Below are 16,926 nucleotides of genomic sequence, written 5' to 3' on the forward strand. Positions count from 1 at the left end.
TCGACTACGGCGCCTTCACGCCGATCCAGGTGGCCGCGACCCATGCGCTGAACGGCGACGGTTCCGACATTGCGGAGGTTCGCAACGTCTACAAGCGTCGCCGCGACGTCATGGTCGAAAGCTTCGGAAAGGCCGGCTTCGACGTGCCGCCGCCGGCTGCCACCATGTTCGCCTGGGCAAAGATCCCGGAAAAGTTCCGTCATCTCGGTTCGCTGGAGTTTTCCAAGCTGCTGGTCGAGAAGGCCGACGTCGCCGTTGCACCGGGTATCGGCTTCGGCGAAATGGGCGACGACTATGTCCGTCTGGCGCTCGTCGAGAACGAACACCGCATCCGCCAGGCCGCGCGCAACATCAAACGCTGGCTTAGCGGCGACGAGAAATTTGAAATCAACGTAATGAATCAGTGAAAGGATACCCGATGCCAATCTTCGGATCATGCCAATGCAAAGCGGTTACGTACCAGGTTCAGGAAATTGATGGACCCATGTGGAATTGCTTCTGTCAAACATGCCGGAAGTCACACGCCGCTGATCACAATACCGCTGCGAAGGTGAAAAGCGAGCACTTCAAGATCCTTACAGGCCATGATACGCTTCATAGCTTCGAATCGACGCCTGGAAAGCTGCGGTGGTTTTGTTCGGTATGTGGCTCGCACGTTTATGCGGAGCGGCCGGCCAGCCCGGAGCTCAAAGTCGTTAGAGCCGGCACGTTCGATACCGATCCTGGAAGTGTGCCGATGTCAAACGTATGGGTATCGCATGCGAAACCTTGGCTCGCCCATGATCCATCGAAGGCAAGCTCACCAGAGTTCCCGTAAGTGACCGGGATACTACCTGTCGTAACTGAGGTGGAGCCACGGCGACCGTATATCAAGCGGCAACGCCTCATTCCGTGTCCAGGAGGTTCTAACGCAAACGTGCTGGGTCGGTAAAAGCGGCAGGGATTGCAGACAGTAGGTGCGCTTGCACGGCGAGCCACCCATTGAGAGAATAAAGTCGTACGAGACAGAAGACTTCTGCGAAGCAATCCAGCCTTCGAGGTTGGGAAATTACGGGTTGTGAGGGCTCAGGACACCGCAGGACTATTTTTGCCCCCACGGGTCCTCAACAACCTCCATTGCGGTGTGAGTGAAAATTGTAAGATTGTCTTATGCGAGAATGTTGGGAGTCCTGTGACATGAAAGTTGTTGTAATAACGGGGAATTTATCGCGCCCCTCGAAAACCCGGGCCGTAGCAGACTTCATGGTGGATCGGGTGCGCGCGTCCGGCAACGAAGCAAGCTGCTGGGACCTTGTCGACCTTCATCCGCACCTTGGGGCAACAGTGTTGCCCTCCAGCGCCGCTGAGATTGTTAAAGCGGCACTCAACGATATTTTGGCTAGTGACGTGCTAGTTGTTGGTAGTCCGGTCTACAAAGCATCTTACACTGGGTTGCTGAAGCATTTATTCGACCTTGTCGACATGAAAGCGCTTAAGGGCCGCTATGTGATCCCTTTTGCAACCGGTAAAGCATCGAGTCACAAGCCGCTCGTCGAAGCCTCGATGGAAGCCTTATTCGACTTTTTCGAAGCGCAAATACATAGCCGTTTCATTTTCGCTCTCGATGAAGATTTTCAGAACGATGCTCTTTCTGAGAACCTGCGCGCGCTTGTCGACAGAGAGCTCGATGCCGCGCGTCGCGCCGTCAGCCCATAATAAGGAGGAGGATTCCATGTCTTTTTCGAGCATAGATGAGGCGATCGAGGCGATCGAAGCGGGCGAGATGGTTATCGTGGTCGACGACGAAAACCGGGAGAATGAAGGCGACCTAGTCGTTGCTGCCGAAAAAATAACAGCTGAGCACATCGCTTTCATGATGAAATATGCGAGAGGCCTTATCTGCGTGCCACTTCCAGCCGAACGTCTCGACAAACTCGAGATCCCCCTGATGGTCACACGTAATTCGGACTCACTGCAGACGGCATTTACCGTTTCCGTCGATTGCAAACACGGCACAACGACAGGGATTTCAGCCGAAGATCGAGCAGCAACCGTCAAGTCGCTCATCGATCCGCAGACGCGGCCGGAAGACCTATCGCGACCGGGTCACATTTTTCCTTTGCGTGCAAATCGTCTCGGTGTCCTGGGCCGTCCTGGCCACACCGAAGCTGCCGTGGATCTTGCACGACTTGCCGGCCTGGCGCCGGCTGGCGTAATCTGCGAGATCGCCAATGACGACGGAACCATGTCTCGACTGCCAGATCTCGAGAAGTTCGCAATCGAACATGGCCTGCACATAGTAACGATCGACGCTTTGATTGAGTACTGCAGGAGTCGTGATACGAGGGTAAAGCGTTACGCGCAGTCCTTTATGCCAACGCGGTTTGGGGATTTCAAGGCCATTGCTTATCGCGATAGTTTGACGGGAACGGAACACTTAGCTTTGACACTTGGCGAGTTGTGCGAGAAGGAAGACGTTCTGGTACGGGTGCATTCTGAATGTCTGACAGGTGAGGCGTTCCGGTCCATGCGATGCGACTGCGGTCAACAGCTCGAAATGGCTCTTCGGGCGGTCCAGTTAGCGGGCGCTGGTTGCGTGATCTACATGCGTGGGCAAGAGGGGCGTGGCATTGGCTTAGGAAACAAAATTGCGGCTTACAGCCTGCAGGATCATGGTCGTGATACTCTTGAGGCAAATCGGGAACTCGGCTTCGCATCTGATTCCCGCGAATATAACGCAGCGGCGGATATCATCCGCGACCTCGGTATCGGCAGCGTTCGGCTTCTGACCAACAATCCTACAAAAATAGAGGCGCTGCGAACGTCAGGCGTCATCGTGTCGTCTCGCCAGAGTCTGATCGCCGCATCTAGCGCGTCCAACATCACTTATCTTAAGACAAAGCGCGATCGGTTTGGCCACCTGTTGGACCAGGACACGTCAGCTGAACACGTCGGCCGGAACAACGTCTTTTCAGTGTTTGGCGCGCAGGTGTTCTCTGGACCCCTTGGATAACGGAGCCGCCCTCGCCACTTACCTGCCGGTGATTGTAGGGGGCCGCCTTTGACCGGCAGAGTCCTAGAGCTTTTGCGTGGGCCCTGCCAGCACATCATTCGTGCAGGCGTATCGGAGTGATGTGGCCCGCGATTGCATCGAAAGCAGCGTTCGACCATATCTCGTCTTGAGCACGGCTGTTCCGACGGATCGCATTTAATCGCGGTCCGTCTTGTCTTTCGAAAAGTCTCGCAAAACTAATGCTTCATGCGAAGGATCGGCTTAATGACTTTGCCGCTCTCGGAATCAGCCATCGCCTCGTTGATCTGGTCGAGTTCATAGAACTGAACCAGTTTGTCGAACGGGAAAAGTCCCTGCTGCCAATACTCGATCAACTGCGGGACGAACTCGGACGGAACGCTTTGTCCTTCGACAACGCCGATCAATGTGCGGCCGAAAAGGAAGTTCCCGATATCGATCGTGCCTTCAGTGCCGAGAGCGGACGAGCCAACGAGACCGCATGTTCCCGGCGTACCAAGGCAGTCGACTGCCTGACGGAAAACTCGCGGCGAACTCGTGCATTCCAAGCTGAAATCAACGCCTGCGGGGACGATCTTCCTGATCGCGGCAACGCTGTCCAATTTGCGGGCATTTATCGTGTGCGTCGCCCCGAGTTCGCGCGAAAGTTCCAGCCGTTCATCGTTCAAGTCGATCACGATGATGGTCGCGCATCCGGCGATTTTCGCGGCCATCGTAGCCGCCATGCCAACCGCACCAGCACCGAACACTGCTATTGACGAGCCGGGCTTCGGCTTGAGGCAATTCAGTACCGCGCCAGCACCGGTCTGAAGCCCGCACCCGAGCGGTCCGATCAACTCGAGTGGAACATCCTTTGCAACCTTCACGGCGTTTCGTTCGCTGGCGATGGCGTAGGTTGCAAATGAGGACTGCTCGAAGAAGCAGCCACTAATCTGTTTCCCGTGAGAATCATGGATCGGGCAGGTGCCATCCGGACGAGTGCCGCGGAAATTGCGACCGAAGAAGTCCTCGCAGTAGAAAGGTGTACCGGAAAGGCACTTTTCGCACTTGCCGCAATAGGCGTAGCTCAAAGCAACGTGATCACCGGGCACAAGATCTTTAACTGCGCTCCCGACGGCCTCGACGACGCCAGAGCCTTCGTGTCCCAACACAACAGGTTGAGGTACGTCATATCCCTGGTCCCTGACCACCAGGTCGGTATGACATACCCCCGATGCGACGATGCGGACCAAAATCTCGTCTGCACGAGGTTCCTCAATCCCTATGCACTCCAAGATCAAGGGCTTCGCCTTTTCGCGCGAGACCGCCGCATATGCCTGCTTCATGTAACTGTTCCTCCAAGGCTCACAACGCAATTCGCGCGAACGTACTCATCGTCAGACAATCAGTCAATAATTACTCTATTAAATTAGATCAGTTCAACCGGAGCAGGGCTGCAACGCTGATTTGAAGTGATCAAAGGGTTCCGATGCATGTTCGAAAGGGAGCATGCGTCTTGTCCCGCTTTGGGCTGAAAGATCGGCAGACGAAAATTTAGTAGCAACGTGTGAGGCGAGCCGGATGGCGTCGCTTGCCGACGTCGAGCCGGTTCTGAAGGCTATCGACAGCTTCGAGACACCGGTATTGCCAAGTTCAACCGACTACAAACGATGCTACTGCCAGCCAGGCTTAACAGACAGTACCAACCAGGACGTTAGTCTTCTCGATGATCGAGAGGTCCGACGCAATCCGGTATACAGTTGGCGCGGCGGTCGGTGACTCAATAGCGAGCGTATCCTGGATCGTGAGGCGTTCGATGCCCTGCTTTAGTGACCTGATCGTATTCCCGTGGGCCACCACAAGAACCGACTTCCCTCTCAACAAGGGGGGGAACACTTCGCTTATCAAAAAGGGCAGAACCCTCGCGCTTATGTCCCGTATGCTTTCTCCCCCAGGTGGTGGAGTGCTGTACGAGCGGCGCCAAACCTGGACAACATCCTGGCCCCACCGCTCACGTGCCACGTTCTTGTTGATGCCGGTGAGCTGTCCGTAGTCGCGTTCGTTCAACTCGGTTCTCCTGATTGGCTCCAGCAGATCGCCGTTGGTTTCGTTCAAAATCGCTCTGCAAGTGTCGACTGTGCGCAAGAGGGCAGAGCTAAACGCAATATCGAACGAGATGCCGAGGTTCGCGAGCAGTGAGCCGGCTCGCCTGCTCTCAGACCAGCCCTCCTGTGTGAGCGGAACGTCGCTCGCACCCGTGAACTCCCCGCGCGCGTTCCCTTCGCTTTGGCCATGCCGGACAATCACCAGAGTGGACATTCATAACCCTCCCATCGATTTAGCGAACACGAATATTGTCGCACTATCGGACAATCCGTCAAGTGCGACTATGTGCAAGTGAAAACAAAACGATGTCGAAAAAACAAACGTCGAAGTTTATATTTATTGACAGATTGTCTGATAGCTCATACCAATGCACTCCGCCGTATTGAGGAGAGTCCGGCACGGCTTGGGAAGGCAAGGCTCTCGCCTTAACAGACAATGCCGCCCAGAGCGGCCGGAGGAGGAATTTTCATGAAGAGACGTACATTTCTACAAGCGAGCGGGGCAATTGCTGTAGCCGGCACGTTCGGAATGCCGGGGATTCTTCGCGCCGACGACGCGATCAGTCTCCTACCTGACACTTGGCCCTCCGAAGGCGCCAACCCAATTGTCGACGCGGGTAAGTTCAAGAAGTCAGGCCCGTGGAAGATCGGACACAGCCACTACGGCCTCGCTGGTTCAACGCATACCTACCAGACGGCGTTTGAAGCCGAATATGAAATAAAAAAGAACAAGGATCGGATCGCTGATTACCAGTTCCGGAGCGCTGATCTCAATGCCTCCAAACAAGTTGCCGATATCGAGGATCTGATCGCCCAGAAGGTCGATGCGATCATCATCGCACCGCTAACCACCGGTTCCGCCGTCGAGGGCATCAAGAAGGCAAAGGCTGCTGGCATTCCAACCGTAGTCTATCTCGGACGCGTCGACACCGAGGAGTTTACGGTTCAGGTCCAGGGCGACGACTTCTATTTCGGGCGCGTGATGGCTCAGTTCCTCGTCGACAAGCTTGGCAACAAGGGCAAGGTATGGGTTCTGCGTGGCGTCGCCGGGCATCCCATCGATGCAGATCGTTATGCAGGCGCCATGGAAGTCTTCAGCAAGTCTGGACTTCAGATCACGTCGACCCAGCACGGAAGCTGGTCTTATGAGGACTCAAAGAAGATCGCCGAAAGCTTGTATCTCTCCGACCCCGATGTCGCGGGCATCTGGACCGATGGAGCCAACATGTCTCTTGGCGTTTTGGATGCCTTGCAGGAGGCTGGCGCCTCAACGATCCCGCCAATCACGGGCGAAGCACTTAACGGCTGGATGCGTCGTTGGAATGACGAAAAACTTTCCTCGATCGGTCCGATTTGCCCACCCGCTCTGTCTACTGCCGCGCTACGGGCCGCCTTCGCCTTGCTGGATGGGAAGCCGATTCAGCGTAACTGGACGAACCGCCCCAAGCCGATCACCGACGAGACGCTCTCCCAGTTCTATCGCGCAGATCTCACTGATGCGTACTGGGCGCCGACCGAAATGCCGAACGAAAAGCTCCTTGATTATTTCAAGGCTTGATGAACTACGGGCACGATCACTCGTGCCCGTATCCCTGTCGAAGATGGAAATTCCCATGAGCACGCTTGTCGAGATGGTCGGCATCAACAAATCGTTTGGTTTCACGAAAGTCCTTTCGGACGTTCGCTTTTCCCTGGAACGTGGCTCCGTGCACGCTCTGATGGGGGAAAACGGCGCGGGGAAGTCCACCCTGATGCGTATTCTGGCGGGGGTATATCAGCCGGGCGCAGGAAGTGTTCGGCTCCGCGGGGAGGAAGTCAATTTCCGTTCCCCTAAGGAGGCACGGTTGGCGGGAGTGTCGACGGTGTTTCAGGAGTTTACCCTGATCCCCAATCTCACCGTTGCTGAGAACATGTTCCTGGGCCACGAACCTCGTCGCATTGACGGTTCGATCGATAGCGTCGAGGTAGTGAAACGCGCTCGCGCTTTGCTGGCTGACGTATTTCCACAGCTCGACGCAACCGCGATCGTCGAGACACTGACTGTCGCGCAGCAGCAGGCAGTAGAGATCGCGAAGGGACTTACGTCGAACGCGGACGTATTCATCTTCGACGAGCCAACGGCGGCGTTGAACTCGACCGATGTCGCGCATCTTTTCAAGGTTATCCGCGACCTTAAGGCTCAACATAAGGCTGTCGTCTACATCTCTCATCGCATGAATGAAGTCTTCGAACTATGCGACACCATCACCGTCATGAAAGATGGCGCTTGGGTAAGGACTGCAAGAGCGCAGGACTTCAACTTGCAAACGCTGGTAGCGACAATGGTTGGTCGCGAACTTCAGAACTTCTTTCCGCCGCGCTCGCAGGCCACCGGAGCGGCAATGCTGGAGGTTTCGGACTTGCGCCTCGACGACAGCAGCTCGACAGTCACTTTCGTTGTCAGAAAAGGTGAAATCATCGGGCTGGCAGGGCTCGAAGGACAGGGCCAGCGAGAGATAATGCGTGCCATTGTGGGCGTTGAATCGCCAAAGGCCATCGCCGTGTGGCGTGCCGGCCCCGACAACAGCATGCATGTGGTGAATGTAGGGTCAGGGTTCGCTCGCGCGGTCGCATCAGGAATCGGTTTTATCCCTGAGGACAGGAAGCAGGAAGGGCTGTTCCTGCGCCTGCCTATCTACGACAACATCGCGCTGGGAAAACAGCTCAATCGGAATATGGCAAGCGTTGCGTGGCGATCGGTGTCGAAGGTCCGCGAGGTGATCAAGTCGTTACGAGTTGCGGCCGCCGATCCCAATGCGCCCGTAGGTAAACTCTCGGGCGGGAATCAGCAGAAGGTGCTGCTGGGCCGCTGGTTGCTCTCCGGAGTGGACATCCTCGTTATTGAGGAGCCCACGCGCGGCGTCGACGTCGGTGCAAAGGCAGAGATTTACAGATTGCTGCGGGACTTCAGTGATCGTGGCGGTGCGGTCGTGGTTTCGTCGCGCGAGCACGCTGAGCTTATAGGGCTCTGCGACAGCATTTTGGTCGTTCATGACAGGAAGATCGTCGGGCAGATGTCCGCAGAGGGGGCGACCGAGGAAAGAATCCTCGAGACTGCGCTGGGGGCGAGTGCGTCACCGGATCCCCGGCTGCGGTGCATTGAGGAGGATAACTTATGAATTCATTTGCCAGTCGCCTGAAGCTCCCTTATCGCGCGGGAGCGATCGGGCTTTCCATTGGAACGCTCCTGGTGATGGTTGTCGCCTCGGTAATATTATTGCCGGACTTCATGGATCCGGAGAATTTGTCTAATCTCCTGGCGCAATCGACGGTGCTCGTCATCTCGGCTCTCGGTCAGACGTTCGTCATTCTCACTGGCGGCCTCGACGTGTCGGTTGGGTCCGTCATCAGTCTAACGACGACGATCATGACGCTTGATCTTCCTGAGATAACCCGCGTGCTTATCTGCATCGCGGTGGCGATGGGGTTCGGAGTAGCGAACGGTTACGGTGTCGCGCGCCTCAATGTACATCCAATCATCATGACGCTGACAACAATGGGCATCGGCCAAGGTATCGCGTTGATCATTTTGCCAATCCCAGGTGGGCGCGTTCCGGAGTGGCTTTCCGGCTCGGTAGCCGGATCCATCGGCCCCGTACCTAACTCATTGTTTTGGTTGATCACGGCATCGCTCTTCGCATCCTGGATTCTCTATCGTCGTCCCTTCGGCCTCTACCTCTTCGCTTCCGGCGGCAATGACTTCAACGCACGGATGAACGGTGTTCCCGTCGAGCGCACCATCATCAAAGCGTATGTTCTTTCCGCTCTATTCGCATGCGCTGCGGGGATGTTTCTTGCAGGTCGCCTTGCATCGGGTGATCCTAAGGGCGGCGCTTCATTCGGGATTGAGTCTGTAACGGCTGCAGCATTGGGTGGGGTCCACCTCGCCGGGGGCATCGGAAGCATTGTGGGAACCGTCGTTGGCGCGGCGATCCTCGGGACAGTGAATAATGTGATGAATCTGGCCAACGTCTCTGCATTTCTTCAGTCGGTCGTCAAGGGTGTGTTGCTTCTCGTACTCGTCGTTTCGCAGCGACGCAAAACAATCGGACTTTGAAAGAGATGGACTTCTCGATGACCACATCAGACTCGAAAACTGAAGCACCATCTCGCTTATTGAGGGGTAAGAGCGCCATTTCGTGGATACTCGGGCTACCGCCCGCATACTATGTGCTCGCAATCCTGGTTGCGGTTGCTCCAGCAGTGAGCGCCACGCTCATAAATCCCAACTACTGGTTTGTAATCCTCAAGCAGTCAGCGCCGCTCGGGATCGCGGTGCTCGCCCAGTCGCTTGTCATGCGGGTGCGATCCATCGATCTCTCTGTCAGCGGTATTTTCGCGTTCGCGATTTATCTGGCCAGCTCGGGCCAGCTCAACAACTATCCACCGCTAATGACCGTCCTCATGCCTGTTGTGATTGGGCTAGCTGTGGGGGGTGTAAACGGAATACTCGTAGCATACGTGCGCGCTTCTGCCGTTATCTCCACACTAAGTGTTTCGGCCATTCTGATTGGGATCGTTCAATACATGAGCGCCGGCCGCGCGCCCGGTTCAACGCCAAGCTGGCTTCGAATACTTACGAGCGGCAATATCCACGGCCTTTCCTATTCCGTGGTCCTGTGGATCGTCATCGCCGCCCTGATTTCTATCGCATTCCGCTTTCTCATCGTCGGGCGTTACTTCAGGGCCGTCGGCGACAATCCGAGGGCGGCGGAAACTACAGGAATTCCGTTGGCACGTACGATTTTTGTCTCGCACACGCTCGCGGGCGCCCTGACAGGCATCGCGGCCCTGGTCCAGGTATCCGCGTTGGCGGTCGGCACCATCAAGCCAGGCTTCGACACCTTCATGAATGCGCTCGCCGCCACGATCCTCGGCGGTGTGACGTTCGGCGTCGACCGGGGCGGCGTCGCTGGGCCGTTCGTTGCCGTCGTTGCCTTCAGCTTCCTGTTCGCGATGCTGACCGTCTTCGGCATCCAGGAGCCGGGCAAGCTTATCGTCCAGGGCGTGATCATTGCATTTGCCGCAATCATCTACGGTGCGCGCGCGGGTCGCGTCTAGTCCGTGGGGCCGATCAAGTCATTCCCGTAGCAATTGCGGGAGAACGCAGGAGAATATAATGGTGAAAATCACTGCGGCTGTCGCCGTGAAGCCAAAGAGCCCGCTGGAATTCCGTGAACTCGAACTGGCTGACCCCGAAGGCAACGAGATCCTGGTTCGCACGGTTGCGAGCGGGATCTGCCACACGGACTTGCTGCTTCGCGACGGTATTTTTGGCCCGCCGGCACCGGTGATCCCGGGGCACGAAGGCGTCGGCGTCGTCGAGGCGGTCGGACCAGAAGTTCAGAGCCTCAAAGTGGGTGATCACGTCGCACTGAGCCAGAGCTCATGCGGATTCTGCGCCGACTGCCGCCGTTCTCACCCAATGAACTGCCAAAACTATACCCAGTACAATCTTACGGGGCTTCGTCCGAATGGTAAGAAGGCATTGCTCTGCGATGAAGTTGGCATTGGCAGCAATTTCGTGGGCCAGTCGTCCTTTGCGACGCATATCCTTGCGACTGAAAACAATGCAGCGCTTTTGCCGAAAACAGACCTCGACCTTACCGACGCTGCGCCACTCGGGTGCGGCATGGCAACGGGTGCAGGAACAGTGATAAACGCGATGAAGCCGGAAATAGGGTCGACGATAGCCGTTTTCGGCGCAGGTGCTGTCGGCATGGCCGCCGTGATGGCCGCCAAAGTTCGTCGGTGCAGCAAGATTATCATCATAGATCTGAATCAGCAGAGGCTAGACATGGCCATGGGGCTTGGTGCCACACATGCGATCAACGGCAAAGATCCCGACGTAGTCAACCAGATCCATGCGCTGACGGGCGGCGGTGCCGACTTCGCGATCGACGCAGTTGGCATCATTCCGGTTATTCTGAACTCGATCAAGTGCACCCGTGCCGGCGGGCACGTTGTCTTGCTCGGCCTCGACGCGCTCGGGAACGACATTCCCATCCCCCTCGATCTAATGGTGTTCAATCGCAAGATCCAGGGTGCGATCCTTGGTGATCAGATTCCACAGCTGTTCATTCCGCAGATGATGGATCTTAATCAGGCTGGGCTTTTCCCCTTCCAAAAATTGATCACCAAGTATCCCTTCGAGAAGATCAACGAAGCGATCGCGGACGCCGAAGCCGGGCGAGTGATCAAGCCGGTCGTCGTTTTCAATTAGGAGCCAGCGCAAATGACATCGACGAAGTCAGAGGAACAGCACCTTGTCGTGGAATTCAAAACCACGTCCCAAAATCGAAATCGCGTAAAAGAACTCCTTCAGGAATTCATTGGACCCGCCCGCGAAGAGTCTGGTTGTCTCTACTACGACCTCTACCAGCGGTCGGACGATCCGAACACTTTCATCATCTTAGACGGCTGGCAGAATGAGGCGGCTGTCGTTGGCCATGGCGAACATCCTAATGTCAAGCGGGTGCTGGAGCCTCTTCTTCCACTGTTGGTGAGTCCACCGTCGATTAATGTAAATACCCGTATCAGCGACTGATCGGGCGCAATGGCCATTTCTACGAGGCGCGCGCCCCGAGCGCGCAGGTTTGAGGGAGACGAAATGGATACGCATCGAGTTGTCGTAGTCGGCGGTGGCTTTGCCGGACTCCAGTTAGCGAAGGACCTCAAGTGTCCCGACACTTCCATAACGATCGTCGACAGGCGCAACCATCACCTCTTTCAACCGCTCCTCTACCAAGTTGCCACGACTGTATTGGCAACCTCGGAGATAGCCTGGCCCATCAGAGCATTGTTCAGAGGACGAAAGGATGTATCGACGCTGCTGGGCGAGGTTGTTGGCGTTGATACCGAGGCACGCGTAGTATCGCTCAAGGATGGGAATGCTATTCCCTATGACACGCTCGTTCTCGCGACAGGTGCAAGGCACGCCTATTTTGGCCGGGACGAGTGGGAGCCGTTTGCGCCCGGGCTAAAGGCACTCGAAGACGCGACGACCATCCGGCGGCGGCTTCTTCTCGCGTTTGAGAAGGCCGAATTGGAGGCTGATCCCGAACGGCGGAAGGCAATGCTCACGTTCAGCATAATCGGAGCAGGCCCGACAGGCGTGGAGATGGCTGGGATTATAGCGCAACTGGCCCAACGAACCCTTGTTGAGGAGTTCCGTAGCATCGACACCAGATCGGCGCGCATCCTTCTCATCGAGGCAGGTCCACGTGTCCTACCCGTGTTCCCGGAAGCACTTTCGAGATATGCCGAGCAGTCGCTAATCAAGATGGGCGTCGAAGTGAGAACAGGCATTCCCGTGACGGCATGCAACGAGAACGGCATCGCGATCGGCGATGAGTTCGTTTCAAGCCGGACCGTCATCTGGGCTGCGGGGGTGCAAGCGTCGAACGCCGCCGCCTGGGTCGGTGCTGAAAAGGACAGGGCGGGTAGGGCGGTCGTGCAGCCAGATCTGACTGTTGGCGGTAAGCCCGAGATTTTTATTATTGGAGATACTGCCTCCGTGAAGGCCGCTGATGGAACACCCGTCCCCGGAGTGGCTCCCGCCGCCAAACAGCAAGGCAAATATGTCGCTTCGGTAATTGAAGCACGACGTCTGGGTACACCCACTCCAAGTGCGTTCAGATATAGGCATCTGGGAAACCTGGCTACCATCGGGCCGAATTCGGCTGTTATCGACTTCGGGAAAATCCGGCTCAAGGGCGGAATTGCATGGTGGATTTGGGGGCTTGCCCATATCTACTTCCTGATAGGTACGAGGAGCAGATTGGCAGTGGGACTAAGCTGGCTATGGATCTTTGTTTCCGGCCATCACTCCGCACGTTTGATCACGCAAAAAGAAACCTTAAAGGATGAGGTTTAGTCGCTAGCGCGAGCACGCCCGAGTCTGCTGGGCGGTGAATGGAGACCATCAAAGGCCAGACATTTGGGAATCGGTTGCGAAGCGATGGTTGGCAGCAGGTAACAATTCTGTCGGAGTTCCATATAAAACAATGATTGATCTTCGCACTATCAACTTAGGCGACTTCGACTGCGTCGAATTCACGGCGAGGACTGGCCGCGACAAGTCAATTGCCCTGTCCGCCTGTCGTTAGCGATAGGCGGGCCTCATGCTTGAATACCGTTTCGGGAAGAAGTGATGATGTGGAGAGTTGAGAGTGTCCCCCTCTAAGATTGACCATTTCTCGCTCAAAGGTACCTGCAGCGAGGAACTCGCGGCAGCGCTTTCGAGGCTTTCCCCGCAATCTGAAGCGCATGTACATGGCGATAAGACGATCGCCTACGATGTACATGCGATTACCAATGGTCCGATTGCAGTTATTGCCGCGCACTACGAGGGCGACCTAACGGTCCAGCACCGGGGACCGGCGGAGGCAAACATCATCATGCTTCCACTACATGGGCGATCGGTCGTTACCGTTGACGGCAGACAAATCCCGTCAGAGGGAACGCGGGGCGTTTTCGTGAACAGTATGTCGGCGAGTACGACCCAATTCATTGGGCCCAGGAAACATTTGGGGCTTAGGATCGCCCATGATGAGCTGACGCGCCGTTTGGGATGTCGGCTCAATACGCCAATAAGAGGCAGCCTCGATTTTTCGCCAGAAATCGACCTATCGGTCGGGTTCGGCTCCCTTTTGGTTCAACTGGTACCAGTGCTGTATGCTGGATTACGAGACGGAACCCTCCTTCAATCACCGATAGCACTTCATCACCTCACTGAAACGACGATGGAGCTTTTGATCGAAGCTGCGCAGCATCGCTACTCATCTGAGTTATGCCGCGTTGCTGAATCACCCTTACCCAAGGCCGTTAAGCGGGCGGTCGACTATATGCGTGCCAATATTACTCGGCCGCTATCTCTTGAGGAAATCGCAACGGCTTGTGGCGTAAGCCGACGCACTCTTCAAAGCGGTTTTCGCAACTTTCGGAATACGACCCCTCTGGCATTCCTGCAGCACCTACGGTTGGAATTAGTGCATCAGGAACTGATGACAGGCGAACCTGGCCTCTCGGTCACGCAGGTCGCTCTGAAATGGGGCTTCGTGCATAGAGGCAGATTTTCTGCGGACTATCGCAAGCGCTATGGGGTACTTCCCTCGGAAACATTGCGTATATCATAAGCAGATTGCGCCGACCGAGCTACGATCAGCCGGCACGCTCGACCGTCCTCAAGGCTTGCAGCAACAGCACTCTCCAGAAAATCCGACTGCCTCGGCCCAAGATCTGTCTTGCAGATGATCCCCTGAACGCGACGATGTTCCGATCTGCGCAACGCAGTTCAAGACCACTACAGGGGTTAATCTTATAGTAATTATGCCGAGGTCATCTCACACATAGCGGTCAATGTCGCAATGTTCTGGACCGCGTCGCTAATGGAAGCCGGTGTAATTTATAGTCGTCTATGAGGAACATATGTCGAGACTGCCGCTATCTCTACTTTTAATGATTTTGGCAATTATCCCGTTGACGGCGTTCGTAATCATCGGAGTATCAACATCACTGGGATATTACCGAGAATACTCTACCTTCCGCAGCGCACAAACAACGCAGCGACTTGGGCGGGAAGGCGGATTCCTCGCCCAAGCTATAGCGGCGGAAGCGTTTGCAGGCGCCGACGTGCGTCGGGCAAAGCAAGCTGCATCGGACAGGGCTTTTACAGCGGTCTTTTCCGCTTACGACTCTTGGAAAAAGGCATTCGACGATCCGGCCATAGAACGGGCGGTACAGATCATTCGTGAAAGGCGGGACAATATCGATAGCTTCCGCCGGCGCGTCGATGACGGAACGGCTAGCGAGGCGGAGGGAGCTGTTGCTTTGCGCCCAGCTGCCCTTGCGGGCTTGGAGCTCGTCCGTCGCACTGGGGCGACTGTCAATGATTTGGATTTAGCACGCCAAATTACCGGTTTTCACGCGCTCATGCAGATCACGGAAGCTAGTTTGCTGGAGATCAGGCCCGGCCGAGCCTACGTCAAAAATTCAGCTATGTCCGTCGATCTATTTTCGTCCCTCTTACAGTCAAAAAATCTAAAGCAGCTTTATGTGCCTGCGATGCAGGAATTTCTCCCCGCCGATCTCGTCAAATCTTATGACGACTTCGAGGCCAGCGCCGCAGGCAAGTTCATCGCGGGCGTTCGCGATCAGATGTATGCAAACCAGCCGGGCGTTTCCTTCCCCCCCGAGACGTTGGATCGATGGAATGAAATCACCCAACAGCGGGCTGCTTTGTTGACCGCACTCATTATGCGCACCGGCGACGAGTTGGACGAGATGGCATTTCAGCGTTACGCCGATCTTCGCAATGCCTTTATCGGCTACTCCGGCGCCACGCTTCTGATCATGTCTACGGTACTCATTTTGTGCATTTCGGTCGTTCGGAGAATTTCAAGCTCCATTCGGACTCTGACAAGCCGAATGAAGGCACTCGCAGAAGGCGATACGTCGGCGCCGGTGCCCTTGACGATCCGACGCGACGAGATCGGGGACATGGCGCGTTGCCTTGAGTTTTTCCGCGGCGCGGCCATACAGAAAAGTAACCTGGAGACATCCGCGGAAGCTGAGCGCATTCGTTCTGACCAAGAGAAGCTGGATATTCAGGTAAGGGCGGAAAAAGAAGCAGAAGAGCGCCTCATCCGAGCGACGACGGCATTGGCAACCGGGTTGAAGCGGATGGCGGATGGAGACTTGATTTATGAGATTGAGGAGCCGTTAGCGCCACAGTTTGAAAGTTTGCGCAGGGATTTCAACGCTTCCATTCGTCAGCTCCGGGACGTGCTTGTTACCGTCGGCCATTCAGTCGAAACGGTCACGAATGGCAGCTCGGGCGTCTCGGCCGCATCTGAAAATCTTTCAAGACGCACGGAGCAGCAGGCGGCTTCGCTCGAGGAAACTGCAGCGGCGTTGGAGGAGATAACCGTCAACGTTGCATCGACCACGAAGAGGACGGCTGAGGCGCGCGGAGCCGTCCAACAGATGCGAGATCATGCGGAAATGTCCGGTCGGGTTGTACGCGATGCTATCGGCGCCATGAATCGCATTGAAAACTCCTCCAAGCAGATTTCCCAGATCATCAGCGTCATCGACGCGATCGCCTTCCAAACGAACCTCCTGGCGCTCAACGCCGGCGTCGAAGCAGCGCGTGCTGGCGACGCGGGAAAAGGCTTTGCGGTTGTTGCCCAGGAGGTCAGGGAGCTTGCACAGCGCTCAGCGACAGCGGCAAAAGAAATCAAGGATCTCATCGGCAATTCAGCTCTTGCCGTCGACGAAGGCGTAAGGCTCGTGAGTGAAACCGGATCGGGCCTGAGAACGATTGAAGGGCTTGTGCAGGATGTAAATCTTCATATGGACGCAATCGCAACGGCCTCCCAGGAACAATCGTCGGGCCTGCGCGAGATTAACGGCGCGGTTAACCATATGGACCATGCTACTCAAGAAAATGCGAGCATGGTCGCGGAGATGAATACTGCAGGATCGCACCTCGCTCAAGAGAGCCAAAGCCTAGCCGCACTGTTGAAACATTTCCACTTCAAAGACGAGAGCGGGAAGCCACAGAAGGTCACGGGCGAACTTGGGAAGAGCTTCCCGCCCGGTCAGACAATGGTTGACCGCGGAGACTATCCGATGCGCCGTGGTAACCTGGTGCTCGCGCCTTCGAATGATGATTGGCAAGCGTTCTAAATGATATGGGCGGCGTCGCCGACCACATGCAAATACACGTCTTTGATGATTCTGAATGAGAGCGATATCCCGGTGGGGTAGCGGCATGGTACTCCGCCAAAT

15 protein-coding genes are annotated in these 16,926 nt (G+C 56.0%); 13 read left to right on the plus strand and 2 right to left on the minus strand.

What is annotated here, in order from left to right:
• From ATY75_RS18705 to ATY75_RS18720, 4 genes are all read left to right on the plus strand, one after another.
• Nucleotides 1-407, plus strand: a 407-nt coding sequence (locus ATY75_RS18705) for an aminotransferase class I/II-fold pyridoxal phosphate-dependent enzyme (RefSeq protein ID WP_143535318.1), incomplete at its 5' end; no start/stop codon positions are given.
• A gap of 77 nt (nt 408-484) precedes the next feature.
• Nucleotides 485-817 (plus strand): GFA family protein, encoded by a 333-nt coding sequence (locus ATY75_RS18710; protein WP_245317603.1) that lies wholly within the window; start codon nt 485-487, stop codon nt 815-817.
• A 359-nt stretch (nt 818-1,176) separates the two neighbouring features.
• Entirely contained in the window at nt 1,177-1,695 is a 519-nt protein-coding gene (locus tag ATY75_RS18715) for an NAD(P)H-dependent oxidoreductase (protein WP_004671524.1), read from the plus strand.
• 16 nt (nt 1,696-1,711) lie between these two features.
• Nucleotides 1,712-2,992, plus strand: coding sequence for a bifunctional 3,4-dihydroxy-2-butanone-4-phosphate synthase/GTP cyclohydrolase II (locus tag ATY75_RS18720; protein ID WP_037145498.1), 1,281 nt, complete (start codon nt 1,712-1,714; stop codon nt 2,990-2,992).
• Between the two features lie 236 nt (nt 2,993-3,228).
• On the opposite strand, the gene ATY75_RS18725 is transcribed toward ATY75_RS18720, so the two are convergent.
• Nucleotides 3,229-4,335, minus strand: coding sequence for an NAD(P)-dependent alcohol dehydrogenase (locus ATY75_RS18725; RefSeq protein WP_088938736.1), 1,107 nt, complete (start codon nt 4,333-4,335; stop codon nt 3,229-3,231).
• 343 nt (nt 4,336-4,678) lie between these two features.
• Nucleotides 4,679-5,308 carry a 2,3-bisphosphoglycerate-dependent phosphoglycerate mutase gene (locus tag ATY75_RS18730; RefSeq protein WP_088938737.1) on the minus strand — a complete coding sequence of 210 codons (630 nt, stop codon included), beginning with the start codon at nt 5,306-5,308 and terminating at the stop codon, nt 4,679-4,681.
• A 255-nt stretch (nt 5,309-5,563) separates the two neighbouring features.
• On the opposite strand from ATY75_RS18730, the gene ATY75_RS18735 reads away from it, so the two are divergent.
• The 9 genes from ATY75_RS18735 to ATY75_RS18775 all read left to right on the plus strand — a co-directional run bounded on the left by ATY75_RS18735 (nt 5,564) and on the right by ATY75_RS18775 (nt 16,824).
• Nucleotides 5,564-6,652, plus strand: a complete 1,089-nt coding sequence (locus ATY75_RS18735; protein ID WP_004671515.1) for a substrate-binding domain-containing protein — start codon at nt 5,564-5,566, stop codon at nt 6,650-6,652.
• A gap of 55 nt (nt 6,653-6,707) precedes the next feature.
• Nucleotides 6,708-8,252: a sugar ABC transporter ATP-binding protein gene (locus ATY75_RS18740; RefSeq protein WP_183844346.1), complete on the plus strand. Its 1,545-nt coding sequence runs from the start codon at nt 6,708-6,710 to the stop codon at nt 8,250-8,252.
• The gene (locus ATY75_RS18745; RefSeq protein WP_004671512.1) at nt 8,249-9,190 is read left to right on the plus strand and encodes an ABC transporter permease; all 942 of its coding nucleotides are present in this window, start codon (nt 8,249-8,251) and stop codon (nt 9,188-9,190) included. The genes ATY75_RS18740 and ATY75_RS18745 overlap by 4 nt, the downstream gene beginning before the upstream one ends.
• Nucleotides 9,191-9,195: 5 nt before the next feature.
• Nucleotides 9,196-10,194: an ABC transporter permease gene (locus tag ATY75_RS18750; RefSeq protein WP_029532395.1), complete on the plus strand. Its 999-nt coding sequence runs from the start codon at nt 9,196-9,198 to the stop codon at nt 10,192-10,194.
• A 58-nt stretch (nt 10,195-10,252) separates the two neighbouring features.
• On the plus strand, nt 10,253-11,356 hold the full coding sequence (locus ATY75_RS18755; RefSeq protein ID WP_004671507.1) for an NAD(P)-dependent alcohol dehydrogenase: 1,104 nt from the start codon (nt 10,253-10,255) through the stop codon (nt 11,354-11,356).
• Nucleotides 11,357-11,368: 12 nt separating this feature from the next.
• Nucleotides 11,369-11,680 (plus strand): antibiotic biosynthesis monooxygenase, encoded by a 312-nt coding sequence (locus tag ATY75_RS18760; protein ID WP_088938739.1) that lies wholly within the window; start codon nt 11,369-11,371, stop codon nt 11,678-11,680.
• Between the two features lie 63 nt (nt 11,681-11,743).
• The gene (locus ATY75_RS18765; protein WP_004671504.1) at nt 11,744-13,009 is read left to right on the plus strand and encodes an NAD(P)/FAD-dependent oxidoreductase; all 1,266 of its coding nucleotides are present in this window, start codon (nt 11,744-11,746) and stop codon (nt 13,007-13,009) included.
• Between the two features lie 295 nt (nt 13,010-13,304).
• Complete coding sequence (locus ATY75_RS18770) at nt 13,305-14,270, plus strand: AraC family transcriptional regulator (RefSeq protein WP_008534397.1); 966 nt, start codon at nt 13,305-13,307, stop codon at nt 14,268-14,270.
• 292 nt (nt 14,271-14,562) lie between these two features.
• Nucleotides 14,563-16,824 (plus strand): methyl-accepting chemotaxis protein, encoded by a 2,262-nt coding sequence (locus ATY75_RS18775; protein WP_088938740.1) that lies wholly within the window; start codon nt 14,563-14,565, stop codon nt 16,822-16,824.
• The last annotated feature ends 102 nt before the right edge of the window (nt 16,825-16,926 follow it).

Source organism: Rhizobium sp. N122, assembly GCF_002211295.1.
Lineage (GTDB): Bacteria > Pseudomonadota > Alphaproteobacteria > Rhizobiales > Rhizobiaceae > Rhizobium.

Bases quoted from the DNA above. Each gene is read 5' to 3' on its own strand.
- ATY75_RS18710 (WP_245317603.1), top strand. From the start codon at position 485: ATGTGGAATTGCTTCTGTCAAACATGCCGGAAGTCACACGCCGCTGAT.
- ATY75_RS18715 (WP_004671524.1), top strand. From the start codon at position 1,177: ATGAAAGTTGTTGTAATAACGGGGAATTTATCGCGCCCCTCGAAAACC.
- ATY75_RS18720 (WP_037145498.1), top strand. From the start codon at position 1,712: ATGTCTTTTTCGAGCATAGATGAGGCGATCGAGGCGATCGAAGCGGGC.
- ATY75_RS18725 (WP_088938736.1), bottom strand. From the start codon at position 4,335: ATGAAGCAGGCATATGCGGCGGTCTCGCGCGAAAAGGCGAAGCCCTTG.
- ATY75_RS18730 (WP_088938737.1), bottom strand. From the start codon at position 5,308: ATGTCCACTCTGGTGATTGTCCGGCATGGCCAAAGCGAAGGGAACGCG.
- ATY75_RS18735 (WP_004671515.1), top strand. From the start codon at position 5,564: ATGAAGAGACGTACATTTCTACAAGCGAGCGGGGCAATTGCTGTAGCC.
- ATY75_RS18740 (WP_183844346.1), top strand. From the start codon at position 6,708: ATGAGCACGCTTGTCGAGATGGTCGGCATCAACAAATCGTTTGGTTTC.
- ATY75_RS18745 (WP_004671512.1), top strand. From the start codon at position 8,249: ATGAATTCATTTGCCAGTCGCCTGAAGCTCCCTTATCGCGCGGGAGCG.
- ATY75_RS18750 (WP_029532395.1), top strand. From the start codon at position 9,196: ATGGACTTCTCGATGACCACATCAGACTCGAAAACTGAAGCACCATCT.
- ATY75_RS18755 (WP_004671507.1), top strand. From the start codon at position 10,253: ATGGTGAAAATCACTGCGGCTGTCGCCGTGAAGCCAAAGAGCCCGCTG.
- ATY75_RS18760 (WP_088938739.1), top strand. From the start codon at position 11,369: ATGACATCGACGAAGTCAGAGGAACAGCACCTTGTCGTGGAATTCAAA.
- ATY75_RS18765 (WP_004671504.1), top strand. From the start codon at position 11,744: ATGGATACGCATCGAGTTGTCGTAGTCGGCGGTGGCTTTGCCGGACTC.
- ATY75_RS18775 (WP_088938740.1), top strand. From the start codon at position 14,563: ATGTCGAGACTGCCGCTATCTCTACTTTTAATGATTTTGGCAATTATC.